The following is a 19,314-nucleotide window of genomic DNA, read 5'->3' as shown; positions in this document are numbered from 1 at the left end:
CGCCTCGATGCAAATGGACTCGTCCGCAATGGCATCGCGGGGCATCGCCGGCAAAGGTGCCCGGCATTATCAACTGATGCTGGGAGAGGCTTGACCTGGGCTTTCGACTGCTAGGTCACCAGGCGGGATCGGCTCTTCAGCGTTCATACCGACAGGTCAACTCCCTGCCCTGGAGATGTGGAGACAAAGTTGTTCTGATCAGGGACTCGTCCTCGGGCGACAGGTATCTGCGCTGCTGTGCGAGCAAGCACTATAGTGGCTCTGGGGCCCGTCGCTGTCATGTCCGCGTTGGCGTCGCGTCGTCGCATATGCGTTTGGGGGCCTGGCGGGCTCAAGCTGGGGAATCGACGGTCAAGGTGCATGCAACTCAGGAGGAAGGACCCGGGTGGGTCGACCGAACCATGGTCGACAATATGGGTTTGTTCCCGCTCGCTGTGGAGCGCTACCTCAACCGTGCGGTCGCCATCCACGCCCCAGGGGTTACGACCGTGACCAACGCTGCGCGCTACTACGCTCTGCACGGACTGGTCGCCTCCGAGGCGGTCACTCGGGGTCTCTCGAATTCTGAGGCACAGCACCTGCTCAGAAGGTGCGAAGTAGTCCTTGGAATGGCCACGATTGCCCATCAAGATGCCGACGACCATGATCGGCGGTGGTCGCCGGATGCGCATGGTGGCGACTACCTGCGCCGGGTCGTGAGAACCGGCCCGGTCGAGCTGACCGCGGCCGCCGGTGACGATGGGTCCTCCTACGCTCGGGCCAAGTGGGGGTTCTGGGGGCCGTACCGCGGGTCCGAGATGACCCTGCAGGTGTTGAGCACGGATTCATTGACCCCCGGGCCGGCCTATCGCGATGCGGAAACCAGGGCCGTGCTCGGCCCGATACTCGAGATCGCAGCCAGTGCGACCGCCCTGGCGAGGTCAGACTTTGTCGGTCTGGAGCACTTGTGCCTTTGTCAGACGAACTTGGGGCAGGACGCTGCGTGGCTGTCGCACCGGTTCGCCGGTGACATCGTTGCGGGTGGTGTGGCAGGCGTCCTGGGCCAGACCATGCGCATCATCGCCAGCGCGATCACGACTACCGCCATCAACTCAGAAGACGATGTCGCCGATTTCATTCGATACGACCATCGACTACTTACGCACCCCCGACTCGTCGGCCACGACGCGACCCGCCGGTGGCGAGGCATCACGCTGCGCCACCAGTCCGTGAGGGCCTGGCGATACCTATGGGAGCAAATCTGTGGCCACATCGAGGCAAAGGGCGCGATCTTCTTGGACGAACTGCGGCACTGGTTCATGGACGCCGCGCCTGATGCATCGGTCGACTCGTTCGTCGCCTCCCTGCCAGCGACGAGCAATACGAACGGACAGCCACTCCCGGCCGAGAGTCATGCCACCAACGTTTCGCAAGACATTGTCATCCAATGCCTGTCGGTGCTGGCGCTTGGCGCGCGGCGACTCCGCGAGCTTGACGGTCTCGAACTCCTCGGCTTCCAAGGCGAACCACATGCGGCCGCCGCGGTTGAAGAGCTGTCACCGCACTGGATGGCTGCCAGTCTCAACTCATGGGCCGACCGGCCCATGACGGAGTTCTACGGCCACCTGCTCGACGTGCTGCTGAATCGCTCCCAGCGGGTCGCAATGCGCAAATCCACGTTCGACACCAAGACCGGGCGGTTCGTCTTCCCAGCCCGCATCCACATACGCGACGGCATCGCCTTCAGCGTCTTCCCGGAGCGCGCCCGCCCACCGGTGTTGCGGATCGAGCGCCTGATGTTCATGGGCGAGCAAGTCGGCCTGTTCGCCCGCGACAATGATGGGCGATGGCAGCTTGGGGACCGCGGTGAGCTGGTTGCCTGACAGGCTGGTGCCTGACGGCCCGACGCATGCGGCGGTCGGCGCCCATGTGGGTGGGGCCAACCTGTACGCAGCTCTTTACGCTGAGTCGATTCAAGACGACCGACAGGCACGTGAGGCCCTGTTCCTAACATTCAATGTCGATCTGGGTTTCTTCGAGCAGCGAGTGTTGGGGCTGTGCCGGGGTGCGGGTGCCGCGGTCACCGTGGTTGCCGACGCCTCGATCTACGCTCCGGACGTGCGCGCGGTGCACGGTGCGGGCACCTCCTATATCGTCGGCTTGGCGTCGATGCGCGGGGCGTTCCATCCCAAACTTGCGATCCTCGTTGGCCCGGAGCGGGCAGTGATCGGAATCGGGTCCGGCAATGTGACCGTCGGGGGTTGGCACGGCAACGACGAGATTTTCTGTGTACTGCGAGCAAGCGTCGTAGACGGTGTTCCGGCGGCTGTGGGTGCCCTGGCCGGGTTCCTGGACAGACTCCCCGAAGTCGTGGACATGGCGCCGTCAGCGGCCATCGCGACCCGACGAACCAGCGCAGAGTTGGCCACGCTGGCATCTCGAGGCCGCCCACTGTCGACGGGGCCCCGGCTGGTATCGACCCTCGACCGACCACTCATCGATCAGCTACCCGCGGGAAAGGTCTCCACGCTGGCGTTGTACGCCCCATTCCATGACCCACGCGGTCAGGCGCTGGCCGCCCTTCTCGCACGCTACGCCCCTGATGAAGTCCGAATCGGCGTGCAACCGAAGAGCACGGTGATCCACCCTGCTGCACTCGTTGATGTTGCGGCAGCCGCCGGCGTCAAGCTCACATTCCATCAGCTCGAGGATGTCCCGTACCGCCATGGGAAACTCATCCAGGCTTCCGACCAAGATGGCATCGCCTGGTCCCTGACGGGCAGCGCGAACCTGTCCGCGGCCGCGTTGCTAGGCGCTGTGGGTCAGGGCGGGAACTGCGAACTCGGCCTGGTGACCGAGAGGAGTGCCGCCCTCTACCCGCCCGCTGTGGGCGAGCTGGGCCACCACGAGATTGAACCGCGCACTATCGGCCCGGCTTCGATCGAGGGAGCACCACCCGCGTCGTCGAGCGCGTCCCACTTGCTCGAGGCGGCCGTGGAGGGAGCACAGGTCCGGCTGTCATTGAGCCGCGCTGCGCGTGAACCGCTCGTGGTGGAGGCAAGTGCCTACGAAGACCTCCCGCACAACTACCGCGGGTGGGCCGTTATCCCGGCCGACCAGCAGCAGGTGCGCGTGGCGCGCCCCGAATGGCTCACCGCGGGATCCCGGATCCGGCTAGGTAGATCGCCCGGCGGGTCACCCCGCGACGTATTCCTGCTCGACCCCGCTTTGGCGTTGCGTCGGGTGCAACCCGGAAGCAGTCAATCCAACACCGCGCTCCAGCCGTTCGACATCTTTGCGGATCCGGGCCAGGCCGAACGCTGGATGGCCGGCATGTACAAGCTGCTTGCCAGCCAGCGCATCACCCAGACCTCCCGCCCGAGGGGAGCCTCCACGAAGTCGGTCAACCAGTCTGAGGTCAGGATTCCCGCCACAACCGGTTGGAGAACGTGGGACGACCCAGACGAGTGGGCTCGGTACTCAGAAAACGCCGCTATCCGACTCGGTGAACCGTTGTACCGGCTCGGACTCGGAGGACTGCCGCGCCTGAAGGCGAAAGCAGACACCGCTGAGCTGCCCGGCGGCCGCCCAATCTGGGATGATCGGATTAGCGGGTCTTCGGACTTGATAGGGCTCCGGGCCTCCGACCTGCGGCGGCGTGTCGGGTGAGATGAGGGCTCGTGGCCTTCGAAACTGGTTGTTCTCTACGCAACCTGCCGAAGGACCACGAGCATGGACCAGAGTAGTTCGCTGCTGTTGGACATCGACGGGCTGGTCGTCGACCAGGTCGTCCGCGACGACGTCGGCCGACGGGTCGTGCACTGCTCGACCGACCCGCAGCTGGCCGGCTGGTGCCCGGAGTGCGGTGAGCAGTCGAGGTCGCCGAAGGCGTGGGTGACGACCCGCCCGCGGGACGTCCGGCTGGGCGAGGATCGGCCGATCCTGTTGTGGCGCAAACGCAAATGGCGCTGCCAGGTCGACGGCTGCGAGCGGAAGGTGTTCACCGAGTGCCTGCCCGAGCAGATCCCCGCCCGGGCCCGGATCACCACCCGGGCCCGCCGACTGGCGGCCGAGGCGATCGGCGACCACACCCGGCCGGTGTCCGGTGTGGCGGCCGAATTCGGCATGGACTGGCGCGTTGCGCACGACGCGTTCGTCGCGCACGCCGCGCAGGTGTTGCCCGAGCAGCCGCCGCCGGTGACCGTGCTGGGCGTCGACGAGACCCGCCGCGGCAAGGCCCACTACGAGACCGACCCCACCACCGGGGCGAAGACCTGGGTGGACCGCTTCGACACCGGCCTGGTCGATCTGAGCGGCAACGGCGGGCTGTTCGCGCAGGTCAACGGCCGCACCAGCAAGGTCCTCATCGAGTGGCTGCAGGCGCAGGACCCGGACTGGCTCGCCAACATCACCCACATCTCGATGGACACCAGCGCGACCTACGCCCGGGCCGCCCGGCTGGCCCTGCCCGATGCTGTCGTGGTCGTGGACCGGTTCCATCTGTCCGCCCTGGCCAACAAGGCGGTCACCGACTACCGGCGGGAGTTGGCCTGGGCGCTGCGTGGCCGGCGGGGCCGCAAGAGCGACCCGGAGTGGGCGCAACGGAACCGGCTGCTGCGGGCCGCGGAGTCCCTGACCGACGACGAGCTGGCCAAGGTGCAGGATGCGATGCGTCGGGCGGACCCGTCCGGCGGCCTTGAGAAGTGCTGGCAGGGCAAGGAACTGCTCCGCAAGCTGCTCAAGCTGGCTGGCACGAACCCGGACCGCGGACGGATCTTCAACGCGCTGACCGCGTTCTATCTGCATTGCGCCGACTCCGGGGTCGCGCAGCTGCGGCGGCTGGCGTGGACGGTGCACGCCTGGCAGAACTCGATCATCGCCGGGCTGCACACCGGGATCAGCAACGGCCGCACCGAGGGCTACAACCGGATCGTCAAACACATCGGCCGGATCGCCTTCGGCTTCCGCAACCAGGACAACCAGAAGCGCCGGGTACGCTACGCCTGCACCCGGAAATCCCGGGCGTCAACCAGCCACGCGAAGCCCTGCTAACTCTGAAGAGCCGGATTAGCGAGGCGGACGACGAGGACTTCGACGACGAACACTCGGCTGAAGAGATCGCCGAAATAGAGGACGCCCCCAACGACTGGTCTGCCGCGAGGCGAAAGCGAGAAGCTCACGAGAAGACCCGATACCGGACCTGGCTCGCATGTCTCGTCAGCGACATCGACGAGGCGCCCGCTATAGACAGGTCCGCACGTGTCGGACTGCTGCTGTTGTCCACCAAGCTCGACCTGTGGGAAGGAGCTACGGGTCCCAAGGGCTGGTTCGACCTATTGGCTCGGGCCGCGGTCGCGTTGCCAGGTGACGCCGCCCCGCTCAAACTGGTCCCCCAACTCGCATCCTTGGCGCAAGTGTGCCTGTTTCGACTCGCAGACGCCGCACCTCCCGACGGCAGAGGGGCAGATGGCAGGACGTACGCCAGAACCGTGGCCGCGTTGCGAGAGTTCCTGCGCGCGGCCGATCCCACGCTCGTCACGGACAACACCGAGGCGCTCAACACCGACCCGCGACTGTCCGTCACCGGCGACGAAGTCTGGGATCACGCCGCACGCTTGATTGTCCCCGACCCCGTCAGGGACGCAATCCTTATGCTCGAGCGTACGTTTCCTGATATCGACGTGCTCAATGCCGGACCCACACGGTTTGACCTCAGCGGTCGATTCTCCAACCCCAGCCGAGCCGCCGCGGATGCCCTCGTACGGCTCGAGGCCTTCCCCTCGATCTGCGTGGTGGCGCGTGGTAGGGAGAACCGAGTTGCCGCACTCGCCCGGCACCAAAATGTGCTGCTCTGGATCGAGCTCAGGCCCAACCACAACGTCTGGTACCGCACCTACCGGCTTACCGGCATGCGTAACGCCCTCGGCATCGTGAACGACAATGAAACCGCGCGCGCGGCCCGGCTGAGCGAGCCGCCTTGGACCGTCGTTCCTCAGAGTGCCCGGTCTGTTCTTCACGCATTGCGACTGGACGAACAGGAGTTTCGCGACTGGCAGTTTGCCGATAAAGGAGCACGCTATTAACGAGCCGCCGCGGTATGATCTGAATGAACAGAGAGCACCTTCACGCTCAATGCAGCCGTGACGAACTGATCCCAGGCGAGCAGATCGTTTTCGAAACAGCATCCTCCGATGATCGCCTGGAGTCCAGACCAATGTTCGGGACGAAAGCGCTTGGTGTTCAATGGTCGGGTTGCTGTTGTCAATTGATTCGACAGCGACCACGTGAATGCGGGACGGACCGGTCGGCGTCGCACCGCGGCCGGGCCACCAGATTGCGAGATTGCGACGACTCTTCTTGTCGCACCGCGGCCGGGCCACCAGATTGCGAGATTGCGACGACTCTTCTTGCGCCACGCATCGGCGGGGCAACCACCCCGCTACTGCCGTGATGATTGGACGATTCGGGACCTTCTGCGAGCACCGTGCGGTCCGGGCGGGCGGGTTCGCCGGTATTCGAGAAACTCGAGGACCGCGCTTGGGTGTCGCCCCCCCGGCTTTCGAATGTCATCCAGCTGGTGGATCGGTAGGCCGTGCTGGGCGGTAGCCCGCCTCCGCGAGCCACGCCCGGGCCCGTCCACGCTGCCGGTCGTCGGCGTACCCTTACCACCTGTCGAGTTCGCCCGGCCAACGGGCCAGCACGTCCTTGAACCGGCGGAACGCCCCACGACCTTCGATCGCGATGCCCAACCGATCGGCGCGGCCGGTGTCGTCGATCGTGCCGATGAACTGCACCATGTCGTGATACCCGGCGCGGGAACCCTCGCAATGCACCCACAGCCACCGTTCAGCGTCGTCGGACCCGTCCTCGTCCTCTTCGCCGGTCTCCCGGGCGTAGTCGATCGCCGCCTGCGGCCACACCTGACCCGTCAGCCGATCCACCCGGCCGCCACCGAACGTCGGGTCGCCCTCGAGCACTCCGGCCAGCTCCTCCAGATCCACCGGCAACGGCCGCAGCAGCGGCGTCGGGCCGGTTCCGAGCAGGGCACCAAGCTGATCAGCCAGCTCCTCGTCGCCGTCCCAGCCACGCTGCCTCAATGCCTGCGCGCAGCCACCGGCCAGATCGGCCGCACCCTGGGTCTGCAGGGCAAGGGCAACGACCAGACCGTCACCGATCAACTGGAGAGCATCCCCGGCAGAAGCCCACCGCCGATCAGGGCGACGACCGCGGGACCGGCGCCGCGGTACACCGCCCCCTGCAACTCGGATCGGAATTCGGGAGCCCGCACGACCCAATTCTGCGCGCAACGGGATGGTGACCGGGGAGTGCGACCGCCCCGTCCACCGGCTTGGTGCGCGGGAGTCGACGACAAATTGCTGAAATCACCGGCCGACCCACCATGCCGTCCTAGCGCTGGTCGGACCCCCGGATCCGCGAACCCAGTCGGCACCCGCATTCGTCACGGCCAGATGAGCGACCACAATCCAACCCGTCGCACGCAACACGCCGAGCCAGCGAACCCGAGCCACCAGATCGACCACGGCCAGACACTGACTCAGGCCCGCACGGCGTCCGACGGCCATCTCCACCACGCGGCTCCAGGCCGCCCGACGACGAGGGCCGCCCGGTCACAGCGAGCCCAACAAGATCAAGATCACAGACACACCTCTGGCATCCCAGGCCTGACGGCTTGAGCCAAGATCGTTAGCTCGCGGGCCCGGACCGCATGGACGGGCGTGGTGATGAGCCTGTCGCGGATGGCGTCGGTCGATTACTTGATCGATCACGTCGCCGCCGGCGACGGCCGCGGAGATGACCCTACCGCGTCGCCGTTGACGCGGTACTACACGGCCCAGGGCTACCCACCGGGCACCTGGTTGGGGTCCGGGATAGCCGCGCTCGGCGTGGCCGACCGGGCGGGTTCCGAGGTCAGCGAGGCGCAGCTCCGCGAGTTGTTCGAGGGCGCCCGCAACCCGTTCACCGGTGAGCGGCTGGGCCGGCCACCCGTGAGGTACCCGACCCGGCAGGAGCGGATCGACCTCCGCGTCGGCAAGCTCCCCGACACCCTCACCGCGGAGGCGCGGACGGCGCTGGTCGAGAAGATCGCCGCGGAGGAGAAGGAGACCAAGACCCGGACCGCGGTCGCCGGGTTCGACCTGACGTTCAGCGTGCCGAAGTCGGTGTCCGCGTTGTGGGCGCTCGCACCCGCCCCGGTGCAGGAGCAGCTGTACCTGGCCCACCGGGCCGCGCTCGCCGCCACCCTGGAGTTGATCGAGGGCGAGGCAGTGTTCACCCGCCTCGGCCACAACGGCGTCCGCCGGGTCCGCACCACCGGTCTGGTCGCGGCCGCGTTCGATCACTGGGACTCCCGCAAGGGCGACCCGCAGCTGCACACCCACGTCACGGTCGCCAACCGGGTCCAGGGCCCGGACGGCCGGTGGCGGACCCTGGACTCGGCCACCCTGCACCAGGCGACCGTCGCCTACTCCGAGACCTACGACCTGCTGCTGGCCGACGAAATCACCCGCCGCACCGGGCTGACCTGGGACCGCCGGGAACGGCAGGCGGGCAGCAACCGCCGGATCGGCCGGGAGCTGTCCCCGGTGCCGGACGCGTTGATCGCCGCCTACTCGCAGCGGTCCGCGGACATCGAGGCCGCGGTCGACACCGCGATCGGCCGGGTCGTGCTGCGCACCGGCCGCCGACCCGACGTCAACGCGATCAACCGGATCCGGCAACACCTGACCCTGGCCACCCGGGACCGCAAGCAGGCCCCGAACCTGGCCGAGTCGGTGCAGCAGTGGCGGGCCACCGCCGAGCACGTCCTTGACCGGACCCCACCGATTGGGCCGCCGCCGCCACGGCCACCGGTCAGGCGGGCCCGCTGCTTGGCCCGGCCGACCTGGACGACGTCGAGACCGAGGCGGTCGCGCTGTGCGTCGTCGACGCCGTCGCAGCGTCCCGGCCGACGTGGACCCGGTGGAACCTGACCGCGGAGACGATGCGGCACCTCGCCGGCCGAGGCCTGCAGTTCGCCACCCCCGGCGACGCGATCCAGGTGCGGGATCGGGTGGTGGCCGCCGCGCAGCGGCTGTCCGTCGCGCTGACCCCACCCGAACTCGCCCCAACCCCGTCGGTCCTGCGTGAAGCCGACGGCACCGGCCCGTTCACCCCGCCCGAGGTGTTCACCTCGACTGCGGTGCTGGCCGCGGAGGACCGGCTGCTGAGGCTCGCCCAGGACCGGTCCGGGCCGGCCGTCCACCCCGACCGCGCCGCCCGGGTCGCCGACCAGGACCTCCCCGGCCGGGACCACCCGCTGGCCGCGGAGGATCAGCGACCAGCCGCGCTGCAGATCGTGACCTCGGGCCGGGTGGTGGATGTGCTGGTCGGGTCGGCCGGCACCGGCAAGACGACCACCATGGCCGGCGTCCGCGCCATTTGGGAGGCGCAGCACGGCCCGCGCAGCGTCGTGGGGCTGGCCCCGTCCGCGATGGCCGCCCAGGTCTTGGCCGCCGACCTGGCCGTTCTCACCGACAACACCGCCCAGTGGATCGCCCAGCAGGACCAGCAGACCCGGCGGGAACACCGGATCCGCCTGCTCACCGAGGCGATCACCCGGGCCGAGAACCCGGCACGGATCCACGGTCTGCGGGCCGCCCTGGACCGGGTGCGGGCCGAGTACGACCGGTGGCGGCTGCACCCCGGGCAGCTGCTCATCGTCGATGAGGCCGGCATGACCGGAACCTTCACCCTGGCCCGACTCGCGCAGCAGGCCGCCGACGCCGACGCGAAACTGCTGCTCGTCGGCGACCCCAGCCAACTGTCCGCGGTCGAGACCGGCGGCGCGTTCGGCCTGCTCACCTGCCGGCATCCGGACCCGCCGACGCTGACCCAGGTCCGCCGGTTCGTGGACCCGGATGGCACCCGCCGCGTCTGGGAAGAAGACGCGGCCGACCGGCTCCGCGTCGGCGACCCCACCGCCCTGGCCGACTACGCCGACCACGACCGGATCCACTCCGGCGAGCAGGACCAGATGACCGACGCCGCCTACTCCGCCTGGTCCGCCGACGTCCGGGCCGGCCGCAGCAGCGTCCTCATCGCGGCCGATAACGACACCGTCGCCGAGCTGAACCGTCGCGCCCAATCCGACCTGATCAGCGCCGGCCTCGTCGACAGCGCGACCGTCCCGGTCCGCAACGGCCTGTCCGCCGGGCGCGGCGACGTCATCGTCACCCGCCGGATCGACCGCACCCAACCCGACGGCACCACTCCCACCACCCCCACGGGTGACGGCGGCCGGCTGGGTGAAGGGTTCGTTCGCAACGGTCAACGGTGGCAGGTACACCGCGCCCACCTGGACGGGTCGCTGACCGTCCGCCTCCTCGGCAGCGACCATCCCGGCCCGGTACCCGTCACTCTGACCGCCGGCTACGTCCGTGAGCACGTCGACCTGGGCTACGCGACCACCGCGCACCGGGCCCAGGGCCTGACCGTCGACACCGCCCACGTGCTGGCCGACGCGCTGACCCAGCGCGAACCGTTCTACGTCGCGATGACCCGCGGCCGCCTGGCCAACCACGCCTACCTGGTCCTGGACCCGGCCACCACGCTGCGGGACCGGCTGGGCCATCCCGTCGGCGGCCCCGCCGACCAGGACGCCTACACCACCGCGCAGGTCGCCGACGCCATCACCGCGCACACGGGCGCCGCGACGTCCGCGCACGAGACGATCCAGGCCGTGCAGGAGCGGGCCGTGTCCATCGGGCAGCTCGCCGACGAGGCCGACGCCATCGCCGGTTACGCCCACGACCAGGCCGCCGCCGAACTGCTCCTGACGGTCCTGGGTGACACCCCCGCAGTCCGCCGCATCCTCGACGACGACCATTTCCCCGACCTGGTCCTGGCAATCCGCCACGCCCATTCCACCGGGATGGACCTGCACCGGCAATTGCCGGTCATCGTCGGTGCCCGCCGGCCGGACACGCTCACCGCGCAGACCCTCACCACCGCCATTCGCACCCAGCTGCGCACCCGCCCCGGTGGCCGCGGTCCGGTATTAGTGGCGGGCATTGTTGTCGATGCCACCGCCGGATTGTCGGATCCGGAACTGGTCGATGGCATCCGCAAACGGTACGAATTGATCGAACAACGCGCCGACCAACTCGCCGGCGACGCGATCAATTCCGGCGAACAATGGACCCGAGCCATTCCGGAGTCAATTCCCGACGATCGGCGATATGCCGTGGTTCGCATTCTCGCGGCGTATCGGGAACGCTGGGGCATTTTCGGTCCCGAACCATTGGGCCGTCAGCCCGGCCAATCAGCGAATCCGTCGCACCATGCGGACCACCGACGTTTGACCGAAATGCTTCGCCGGCTGGCCATTGATTCCCGACGGCAAGCGCCGGCCGAGTTCGAACAATCCCCCAGGACGCCGGGCCGGACGCTGTAAAAGCAAGCCAGTATGCCCGGCAGAGAACACGGCCCGGCCGGGCGGTAGGCCGGGATAGCTCATCCGGTCGGGCGGCATTCATCGGTGGCGTGTCAATGCACGCCGGCGGGCCGGGACGCCGAATGGCCAACGGCGCCGGCCCCGCACCCGCCCATCCCGGCAGAGTTGGGAGAATGTCATGTCCGCACGGATCACCATCGAGGGCAACCTCACCGCCGATCCCGATTTCGGGGTCAGCAACGCCGGCACCAGCTGGGCCCGCCTGCGGGTCGCCAGCCACGACCGGGTCAAGCGCAACGGCGTATGGACCTCCACCGACCCCGAGTTCTTCAACGTCAGCCTGTTCGGTCGGGCCGCCGAGGACGCCGGCGACACCCTGCACAAGGGCGACCGGGTCACCGTCGAAGGACGCCCGGAACTGGAACTGTTCGACCGCCGCGACGGCTCCACCGGCGCCATCGTCAAGGTCTACGCCCGCACCGTCACCCTCACCATCAACGACGAGTCGCCCGCGGTCGGCAGCGGACGGGATGTCGCCGCGGACACGACGCCGACGATCCACCACACCAGCGAGGCGACGATGGTTGTCGGTGTGGGGCGGACCGCCACCGCGTTGCACCGCACCCTGAAGGACCACGGCTTCCGCTGGACCGCGGCGACCACGAGCTGGAACCTGCCCACCGACATGGACGTGCACACCCGCACCGCCCGGGTCAGCGACGTCGTCTCCGTCGTCCGGGAGAACGGCCGCGACATCCCCGTCGTCAACGACCCCGCCCCAGCTGCCGCGCCGGCGATGGCGGTTCCGACGGCCGGGGTCGCGCCCTCCCCTGTTCTGGATCCGGCGCCGGCGAACGGGAGGTCCCTGTGAACGCCGCACCCGTCGACGACGTCGACCACAACGAGCACTTCACCGCCCACGTCCTGCAGTCGCTCCGCGAGGACTTTCGGCTCCGCGCCGACGAGGCCCGGCTGGCGTTCGACCGATACCTGCAACGGCAGACCCGAAGGGCCACCCCGGACGAGGCCGCCTACGACGCGTACCGGTGGTGGACGCCCACCGTCGAACCATCCGTGGTCCTGGCCCGGGAGGCCGAGCAACGCGCCCACGCCCAGAGCGCCGGCGACCAGGTCCCCGACCGCGCCGAGCCGGGACCGGTGGAATCCGTCCCGGTCGGTGACGACGCCGACGTCACCCGCGCCGATGCCGTCGAGACCGACCTGGCGGCCGCGGAGGCGGCACTGTCCCTGATCAGGGGTCAGGGCCAACGACGCGGATTCACCGGCGAACACGTCGAACTCGCCGGCCACGTCAAACAGGTCCTGGACGAGTCGGCCGTGTGGGACACGATCACCCCGGACGACCAACCCGACCCGGCCGGCCTCGAACCGGCCCTGCGGCCGGAGACCGTGCGGCCCGGCGACGACTGGGACGACATCATCGCCCTGGACGCCTCGTTCGCCGGCCGAACCGTCACCGTCCTGCGGCCGCCCGGGCAGATCGGCCCGTTCAGCTACGTCTTCCTTGCCGACACCCCAGGCACCCGCTTCACCAAGCAGGGCGCCGACACCGGCACGCTCGGCATGATCGCGGCCGGCGACGGGGAACCCGACCCCGCCCGCTCCGCCGAGTACGACGATCTCGGCCAGCAGGTTCGCCGGCACCTCATCGGCTTGGTCGACGCCGTCGCCGAAGCCCGCGAACAGGGCCAGGAACAAGAAGGTCGGCGGCTGCACGCCGCCCAGACCGGCCTCGGCGGCGTCGCCGAAGCCGCCTACCAGCGCCCGCAGCCGGCCCGCGGGACCAGCCGGTGAGCCAACCTGCGCTCGACCCGAGCATGTTCGGGGGTCAGCCCGGCACACCACCCGTCCCGATGGTGGTGTGCTGGGACGACCTCGACCCCAGCACCTACGCCCACCAGCTGACCGAACTGACCGACTGGATCAGCTGGCTCCGCGCCACCTACCGGATCCCGGCCACCGTCCTCCCGCCCTGCTGGTTCACCCACCCCGGCCTCCGCGAAGATATCGGCCACCTGTGGACCGGGTGGCTGCTCACCCGACACCCCGACGCCGGCGTCGGCATGATCGGCCTCGACTGGGACCAACGCCGGGAGGCCGCCATCAGCCGGCTCCGCGAGGCCACCGCCATCACCGGCTGCACCGCCACCCGCCACCAGGCCGAACCAGAACCCCCACCCGCGATGTCGGCGTCCGCCGAGCAACTGTGGCAGAACCACCTCGACACCCAGACCCGGCAACGCGTCCACGCGGTCGCCCGGCAGGCCGCCGTCGATCAGGCCGTCGCGATCCTGCAGGCCGCCGAGCTGCGCCACGAGCTGGCGCCGGCCGTCCTCGCCGCGGTCGCTGACGATCCCGCCAACGCCGGCGACGACGACCGCGCCCGGGTCGCCGAACGCCTGCGCCAGCTCGCCGACGACGCCGTCGAGCGCGCCGCCCAGTCCGCCCTGGACGCCGTCCGGACCGTGCTCGACGCGCATCAGCACTCCGCCCGCGAAGGCCTTGTCGCCGAGGCCCGCGATGACCTGGCCCACCTGTTCGCCACGGCGACTCCAACCGACCAGGCACCTGCCGGATCCGACGAACTCGCTCAGCGGTGGCTCGACGCCCTCGAGAAGCTTCTGCCCGCCGTGATTGCGGCGGACCGGGCCGCGGCAGCGGCAAACGCCCGCACCGCCGCGGTCGATCAACGCGTCGCCCGGCGTCGCCGCTCCGACATCGACGACCTGCTGCCGTAGCCGCGTCCACCGGTTCCAGTTCAGGTGTTGCATTCTGCAACACCTGACGCTTCACCCGCAGGCGCGCGGACGGACAAGGGGCCGCGCATGTCACGTCCGATCGCGGAAGATCTCATCAGGGGGCGTTGAATGGGTGCGTCGGCCCTGGCAACCTCATACGAATGTCCGACTTCAGATTCCGATTCGTCAAACTCCCGGTGACCGATCTCGTGCGGAGCGCCGCCTGGTACCGAGACGTGCTGGGCCTGCGCCGACAGTTCGAATTCGCCGAGCACGGCCAGGTGCGAGGCGTGCAACTGGTCGACGCGACCGGTGGCGTGACGATCGCCCTCCGCGACAGGCGATACTGCGCGGATCAGCCGCGCTTGGCCGGCTTCGATGTCGTATCGTTCCGGGCGACCTCGCGAGACACCCTGGTCGAGCTTGCATCACGCTGCGACCGACTGGATGTCCGCCACGCCGACATTCAGGACTTACCACCCTTTGTCAGCACGTTGGATCTGTACGACCCTGACGACACGGTCTTGCGGTTTGCGTTCGACCATCCGACAGCGCCGAAAGGCTTTGTCGGCGTGGACGTGGGAGATTCTGGACCGACCCTCTACAGCGAACCACGACTTGACTACTGACCACCGGCAACGGGCAATCCGTCCAAGTGCGCCTTGACATACCTGGGGTCGGTCCCCAGGTCGGCGGATCGCCGTCCGACCTCGCCGCCCGTGCTACCCGAGGGGGAACACACATGGTTCAGGCGCCGGCTTCGTCATCGGTCCGGACCTCGTCGCATCGCCTGAACCAGGATGACTGTGGCGGCGCGCCGACCGAGCCGCCGCAGGTGAGGCGTCGCATCCCAAGCCGCGTGCATGCGATCATGATGTGCTCTACACAAACAGATGATGTCACTGTTCTTTTCGTTGCCAAGGCGGCCATAGTCCATGTGGTGCAGATCGACCGGCCGTCTGCCGCAGATGACACAAGCGGCGGGCTGGTGAGTCTGTTCCCAGTGTTCCCGGAACCATTGGCGTTTGCGGGCGACCCAGGCCGGGCTGTTCATGTAGTCGGCGTACCAGCCGCGGCGGGCCCACCGGCTGGGCCTCCACGCCGACCCGGGACGGGGCGGGCGCATGTCAGGTCTCCTCGGCCGGTTCCGCGACCACCGGCCCGGCGGCGGCGGTTTCGCTGATCCTGGCTTCGATCGCGGCCCTGCCGGCCAGCAGCGTCTTGCGTTCCTTGCGGCGGTAGTAGGCGGTCATCCGGACGAGCATCGGGTCCAGGCCCTTGTAGAACATCAGCATCGTGCCCTCGGGCAGTCCGCGGATCTCCCCGGTGGTCAGCACCGCCCGGGTGCGGGTCTGCTCGGAGTAGGACCGGCCGGAGCCGAGGCCGAGCAGGCCACCGTCTTTGCCGGTGGACGCCTGCCAGGACGTTTCGTCCCGGTCGCCGGCGATGGCGGCGAAGTCGCGCAGGTTCTCCGCGTCGGTGACGCCGCCGAGGATGCCGGTGATGGTCGCCGAATCCCAGATCGCCTTCGCCGCATCGCTGCCCCACGAGCGGGCCATCTGCGCCCGCGACTGGATCACCGCGATCGTCACCACCCCGGACCCGCCGTACGCCGACACGTAGGTCGGCAACGCCGGCAGCGGCGCCCAGTTGGCGATCTCGTCCAACACCAGGGTCAGCGGCGGATCCAACCGAGACTTCGGTGAATGGTCGGCCAGGTCCTTGGCGGTGCGGGTGATGTCGGCGACCAGGCACTGCAGCAGCCGGGACGCGGGGTCGTCGGCCTCGGCCAGCAGATACAGGGTGCCCCGGTCGGCGAGGAACGCGGTGGGGTCGAAGTTCTCGCCGGGTCGGGGGTCGAACCGACGCCGCACCGAATACAGGTCGAGCCCGGCCAGAGCCTTGCCGACGCCGGCCCACAAGTTGCCGCGGAACTTGTCGTCGCCCTCAACGACCTGCGCCAGGGTGTCCGCCCACCCCGGCTCGACCCGCTGCCCGGTGCCGGTGTCGCGGCCGTCCAGGTCCTGCAACACCGCCAGGGCGGAGCGCGCCGCGACCGCGGACTGGGACCACCGCCACAGGTCGTCGATGCCGGTGCCCGACCAGGCGGCGGCATGCAGCAGGGTCTTGATGACCTTCTCGGTCCAGCCCTGCCAGAACGAGGCGTCCTCCACCCCGCTTGAGGAGCCGGCGGCCAGGACCTGGGCGCGGGCGGCGGCGACCCGGCCGTCGCGGCACTCCTGGATCGGGGACCAGCGCACGATCTCCGGCAGGCCATCCATCGATCCGTCGGTCGCGATCACCGCCACCGGACCGGCGTTTCGGCGGTGGGTGATGGTGACGGACAGGACATCGGGGCGGGTCGAGGTGGCGACGACCGCGCCGGGCGCGTCCAGGATGCGGTTGTTCACCACATACACGCCCTTGCCGGCGCCGGATGGGCCGAGGAGGACGACGGAGTCGCGGACGCTGGTCCACACCCCGACGCCGCGGGCGGTGCCCCAGCACCACCCCAATTCCCGCGGGCCGATGCGGCCGGCCAGGGTGGGTCGGAGTTCGGGGGCGCTGCGCCGCAACCGCTTCGGACCGACCGTAGCCTTGATGTCGCGGGAGGTCGCCATGCCCGGGCGGGTGGCCATCTCCGAGAGCCGGCCCCGCAACCGCACCCGTCCGCGAACCTTGGCGAACCCGACGGCGCCGAGGGCGCCGAGGGCGAGGAGCAGACCGGTGACGGTGGCGGTGATCCACCAGTAGGCCGCCGGGTCCGGCATCGGCGAGTCCCAGGCCGCAGAAGGGTTGTCGCGGTCCGCGAGCAGCGCCCGGGCGCCGGCGGTCACCGGGCCGGCGGCGAAGCCGTTGCCGGTGAGCAGGCTCGCGGCCTGCCCACCCACCCAGAGCAGCAGGCCACCGACGCCGACCAGCAGGACGACTCCGACGAGCAGCCGGTCGATGTCGGCGGAGCGGTGCGGGGTCTTGGTCTTCGAGGTCAGCACACCTGGTAGTGACGTCGAGCGTCGGCGAGCAACCGACCTGCGATGTCCATCGGCCAGTGGTGGCGCAGGGGACCGGACTGCCTGATGGACAGGCCGCGGGAGCGGCCTGACAGTTGGGGTCGCCCAGTGGGGCTCCCCGCCCTTCCGGCGGGCCGACCTGGCGGTCGATCGTACGGGGCCGGGTCAAGGGCTTCGGCGGCGTCGTTCACCACTGATCCGCCCGGGTGAATCCGCTCCCCCGCTTCGCTCCTCCGCGCATCCACACCGGCCGGACCAGTCGCGCCCGTCGCCGCGCCTTCGGCCCCTTGCCTCGACCCCCGATCACAGCCGTGATCGGCCCGCCGGAAGAACGGCTGGCCCCGAAAAGCCTTGCCACAAACACTCCACGAGACGGGACGAGACATGGCCACCAGCCAGCACCACGACCCGACCGAGTACCGCACCGTCCGGATCCCGGGCAGCACCGACCACGCCGGGCAGTACCTGATCACCGTCACGCTGCGGTGGGTGTGTCCGACTTGCGGCGGACCCCGCGGGCAATTGCGGCCGGCGATTTCGTACGACGGCTCCCGCCGGCTGGCGTTTGACGGCTGGACCAACCCGTGCGGCCACGTCGATTTCTACGCCGACGTCCGCGCCGAGGCCGGCCCCTGAAACGCGCGCCGCAACGGCGGCCGGGGGCAACAGCTCCCGCCGATTCCCCGCACCACACAGCGACAACCGTCGAGCAGGAGGAAGCGTCATGGGTTACCTCGTCCGCACCATCACGGCCATGCAGCTGCAGTTGGGGGACGTCGTCATCCCCGACACGGGTCCCCGTCGGCACGTCACCCTGCACCGGCTGCAGGGTGCGCATCCTGTCGTGGCGGTGCAGTTCGCCGAGATCCCCGGCGCGACCAGCTACTACCCGCCGACCATGCCCCTGCTCATCGAGATCCCCGACGCCACCACGTCGCTGCCGGTCGGGCGGAGCATGTGATGACCGGCGACGTCGAACGGCATCACGCCCAGCTGCGCGCCTGGGCCAAGGGGATCTACGGCCTGGAGGCCGCCACCGAGCTGCTCATCCGCGGCTTCGACGGCCGGTTCGCCGACCCGGGATGCCCGTGGGTGCACCCCACCGGGTCCGGGCACTGGATCGACTTCGACGCCATCCCGGCCCTGATGGGTGCGCTGTCCGGTGGTGAGCAACGGTTCCTGCAGATCGCCGCCTCCCTGTCCGGCAACGACACCGAGGTCAACCTGGGCGGCGCGCTGGCCGGTCTGGACCGCACTCATCTGCATCTGGTGCTGGCCGGGGTCGCGCACGCCTCCGGCACGCACGAGCAGCAGGAGCTGACCGTGCGGGCCGACGGCACGGTCGCGTTCGCCCGGCCCGGCGCGATCTACCGGCGGGACCAGACCGAACCAGCCGAGACTGCCTGCCATCCAGGCGGGATCGGCCGATGAGCGTCCACCACGGACGAGACCCGATCGCCGCGGCGGTCCGCCGGGCCACCCAGACGCGGGCCGAGAAGCCGCCCAGCGCCGGGCAGCAGATCATGGCCACCGTCGACATCGCCGGCGAACAGGACCTCCGCGTGGACACCCACGGATCCGGCAACCGCAAGGACTGGGGCGGTCACATCGCCGTCTCCACCGACAACCTGCTGATCTACCTGCACGACCAACTCGCCGCCCGCCAGTACGCCGTAGCCTGGATCGACGCCTGGTACAACGCCTCCCGGCTGCCCAAGACCGTCACCACTGGGCCATCGGATCACGGACCGGTCATGATGGTCCGCGCCCACGGCACCGACACCGTCGACCACGTCTTCGACGCCACCCAGAATCTGGCCATCATCCGCATCGGCGGCCTGACCTGGCGGATCCACGACCAGGCGGCCTGGGCCACCACCGAACGCAAGTGGCGGGAAGTGTCCGCGCTCGCTCCGTTGGTCCTGCCCGTCAACCGCTACCAGGCGGCGAAACCCCGGCCCACCAAGGACCACGAACAGCGACCCGCCTGGGCCGAGATCCGCGGACCCCGACCCACCCTGTGACCTCCAGCCCCGTTCGAGTTCCTGGCACCCGGCGTGAGTTGTCCACATCGCCCCAGATCCATCCACAACTTTCCCGCCCTTCACCGCAC

General features: G+C 69.3%; 15 protein-coding genes and 1 pseudogene. 14 read left to right on the top strand and 2 right to left on the bottom strand.

Features of this window, described 5'->3' with window-relative positions:
* Nucleotides 1–608 precede the first annotated feature (608 nt).
* The 4 genes and pseudogenes from NAMU_RS02290 (at nucleotide 609) to NAMU_RS02275 (ending at nucleotide 6,062) form a co-directional block, all read left to right on the top strand.
* A complete protein-coding gene (locus NAMU_RS02290; protein WP_138179906.1) occupies nucleotides 609–1,862 on the top strand; it encodes a hypothetical protein in 1,254 nt (417 codons plus the stop codon).
* Nucleotides 1,846–3,648: a hypothetical protein gene (locus tag NAMU_RS26945; protein WP_138179904.1), complete on the top strand. Its 1,803-nt coding sequence runs from the start codon at nucleotides 1,846–1,848 to the stop codon at nucleotides 3,646–3,648. The genes NAMU_RS02290 and NAMU_RS26945 overlap by 17 nt, the downstream gene beginning before the upstream one ends.
* Nucleotide 3,649: 1 nt before the next feature.
* A pseudogene (locus NAMU_RS02280) lies at nucleotides 3,650–5,031 on the top strand (ISL3 family transposase).
* 437 nt (nucleotides 5,032–5,468) lie between these two features.
* Nucleotides 5,469–6,062: a hypothetical protein gene (locus tag NAMU_RS02275; RefSeq protein ID WP_015745797.1), complete on the top strand. Its 594-nt coding sequence runs from the start codon at nucleotides 5,469–5,471 to the stop codon at nucleotides 6,060–6,062.
* A gap of 579 nt (nucleotides 6,063–6,641) precedes the next feature.
* On the opposite strand, the gene NAMU_RS02270 is transcribed toward NAMU_RS02275, so the two are convergent.
* Nucleotides 6,642–7,157 carry a hypothetical protein gene (locus tag NAMU_RS02270; RefSeq protein ID WP_015745796.1) on the bottom strand — a complete coding sequence of 172 codons (516 nt, stop codon included), beginning with the start codon at nucleotides 7,155–7,157 and terminating at the stop codon, nucleotides 6,642–6,644.
* 579 nt (nucleotides 7,158–7,736) lie between these two features.
* On the opposite strand from NAMU_RS02270, the gene mobF reads away from it, so the two are divergent.
* The 6 genes from mobF (at nucleotide 7,737) to NAMU_RS02250 (ending at nucleotide 14,819) form a co-directional block, all read left to right on the top strand.
* Complete coding sequence (gene mobF / locus NAMU_RS26940) at nucleotides 7,737–8,969, top strand: MobF family relaxase (RefSeq protein ID WP_169312463.1); 1,233 nt, start codon at nucleotides 7,737–7,739, stop codon at nucleotides 8,967–8,969.
* An 11-nt stretch (nucleotides 8,970–8,980) separates the two neighbouring features.
* The gene (locus NAMU_RS02265; protein WP_052307757.1) at nucleotides 8,981–11,431 is read left to right on the top strand and encodes an ATP-dependent DNA helicase; all 2,451 of its coding nucleotides are present in this window, start codon (nucleotides 8,981–8,983) and stop codon (nucleotides 11,429–11,431) included.
* Nucleotides 11,432–11,609: 178 nt separating this feature from the next.
* The gene (locus tag NAMU_RS26935) at nucleotides 11,610–12,302 is read left to right on the top strand and encodes a single-stranded DNA-binding protein (RefSeq protein WP_015745795.1); all 693 of its coding nucleotides are present in this window, start codon (nucleotides 11,610–11,612) and stop codon (nucleotides 12,300–12,302) included.
* Complete coding sequence (locus NAMU_RS26930) at nucleotides 12,299–13,246, top strand: hypothetical protein (protein WP_015745794.1); 948 nt, start codon at nucleotides 12,299–12,301, stop codon at nucleotides 13,244–13,246. Before NAMU_RS26935 ends, NAMU_RS26930 begins: the two co-directional genes overlap by 4 nt.
* Nucleotides 13,243–14,190 (top strand): hypothetical protein, encoded by a 948-nt coding sequence (locus NAMU_RS26925; RefSeq protein ID WP_138179900.1) that lies wholly within the window; start codon nucleotides 13,243–13,245, stop codon nucleotides 14,188–14,190. Before NAMU_RS26930 ends, NAMU_RS26925 begins: the two co-directional genes overlap by 4 nt.
* Nucleotides 14,191–14,351: 161 nt before the next feature.
* Nucleotides 14,352–14,819, top strand: coding sequence for a VOC family protein (locus NAMU_RS02250; protein WP_015745792.1), 468 nt, complete (start codon nucleotides 14,352–14,354; stop codon nucleotides 14,817–14,819).
* Between the two features lie 498 nt (nucleotides 14,820–15,317).
* Here the strand turns inward: NAMU_RS02250 and NAMU_RS02245 are convergent, their stop codons facing one another.
* A complete protein-coding gene (locus NAMU_RS02245) occupies nucleotides 15,318–17,183 on the bottom strand; it encodes a type IV secretory system conjugative DNA transfer family protein (RefSeq protein WP_015745790.1) in 1,866 nt (621 codons plus the stop codon).
* Nucleotides 17,184–17,585: 402 nt separating this feature from the next.
* Between NAMU_RS02245 and NAMU_RS02240 the strand changes: the two genes are divergently transcribed.
* The 4 genes from NAMU_RS02240 (at nucleotide 17,586) to NAMU_RS02225 (ending at nucleotide 19,225) form a co-directional block, all read left to right on the top strand.
* Nucleotides 17,586–17,837 (top strand): hypothetical protein, encoded by a 252-nt coding sequence (locus NAMU_RS02240; RefSeq protein ID WP_015745789.1) that lies wholly within the window; start codon nucleotides 17,586–17,588, stop codon nucleotides 17,835–17,837.
* An 88-nt stretch (nucleotides 17,838–17,925) separates the two neighbouring features.
* On the top strand, nucleotides 17,926–18,162 hold the full coding sequence (locus NAMU_RS02235; RefSeq protein ID WP_015745788.1) for a hypothetical protein: 237 nt from the start codon (nucleotides 17,926–17,928) through the stop codon (nucleotides 18,160–18,162).
* On the top strand, nucleotides 18,162–18,632 hold the full coding sequence (locus NAMU_RS02230; RefSeq protein ID WP_015745787.1) for a hypothetical protein: 471 nt from the start codon (nucleotides 18,162–18,164) through the stop codon (nucleotides 18,630–18,632). Before NAMU_RS02235 ends, NAMU_RS02230 begins: the two co-directional genes overlap by 1 nt.
* Complete coding sequence (locus NAMU_RS02225) at nucleotides 18,629–19,225, top strand: hypothetical protein (RefSeq protein ID WP_015745786.1); 597 nt, start codon at nucleotides 18,629–18,631, stop codon at nucleotides 19,223–19,225. Before NAMU_RS02230 ends, NAMU_RS02225 begins: the two co-directional genes overlap by 4 nt.
* The last annotated feature ends 89 nt before the right edge of the window (nucleotides 19,226–19,314 follow it).

The sequence above is a fragment of the Nakamurella multipartita DSM 44233 genome, assembly GCF_000024365.1.
Taxonomy (GTDB): Bacteria; Actinomycetota; Actinomycetes; order Mycobacteriales; family Nakamurellaceae; genus Nakamurella; species Nakamurella multipartita.
Note: the sequence above shows the minus strand (reverse complement) of the source record. Positions and strands in the feature narration are given on the sequence as shown.

Bases quoted from the DNA above. Each gene is read 5' to 3' on its own strand.
- NAMU_RS02265 (WP_052307757.1), top strand. From the start codon at position 8,981: ATGCGGCACCTCGCCGGCCGAGGCCTGCAGTTCGCCACCCCCGGCGAC.
- NAMU_RS02225 (WP_015745786.1), top strand. From the start codon at position 18,629: ATGAGCGTCCACCACGGACGAGACCCGATCGCCGCGGCGGTCCGCCGG.
- NAMU_RS26935 (WP_015745795.1), top strand. From the start codon at position 11,610: ATGTCCGCACGGATCACCATCGAGGGCAACCTCACCGCCGATCCCGAT.
- NAMU_RS02235 (WP_015745788.1), top strand. From the start codon at position 17,926: ATGGGTTACCTCGTCCGCACCATCACGGCCATGCAGCTGCAGTTGGGG.
- NAMU_RS02250 (WP_015745792.1), top strand. From the start codon at position 14,352: ATGTCCGACTTCAGATTCCGATTCGTCAAACTCCCGGTGACCGATCTC.
- NAMU_RS02290 (WP_138179906.1), top strand. From the start codon at position 609: ATGGCCACGATTGCCCATCAAGATGCCGACGACCATGATCGGCGGTGG.
- NAMU_RS02230 (WP_015745787.1), top strand. From the start codon at position 18,162: ATGACCGGCGACGTCGAACGGCATCACGCCCAGCTGCGCGCCTGGGCC.
- NAMU_RS02240 (WP_015745789.1), top strand. From the start codon at position 17,586: ATGGCCACCAGCCAGCACCACGACCCGACCGAGTACCGCACCGTCCGG.
- mobF (WP_169312463.1), top strand. From the start codon at position 7,737: ATGGCGTCGGTCGATTACTTGATCGATCACGTCGCCGCCGGCGACGGC.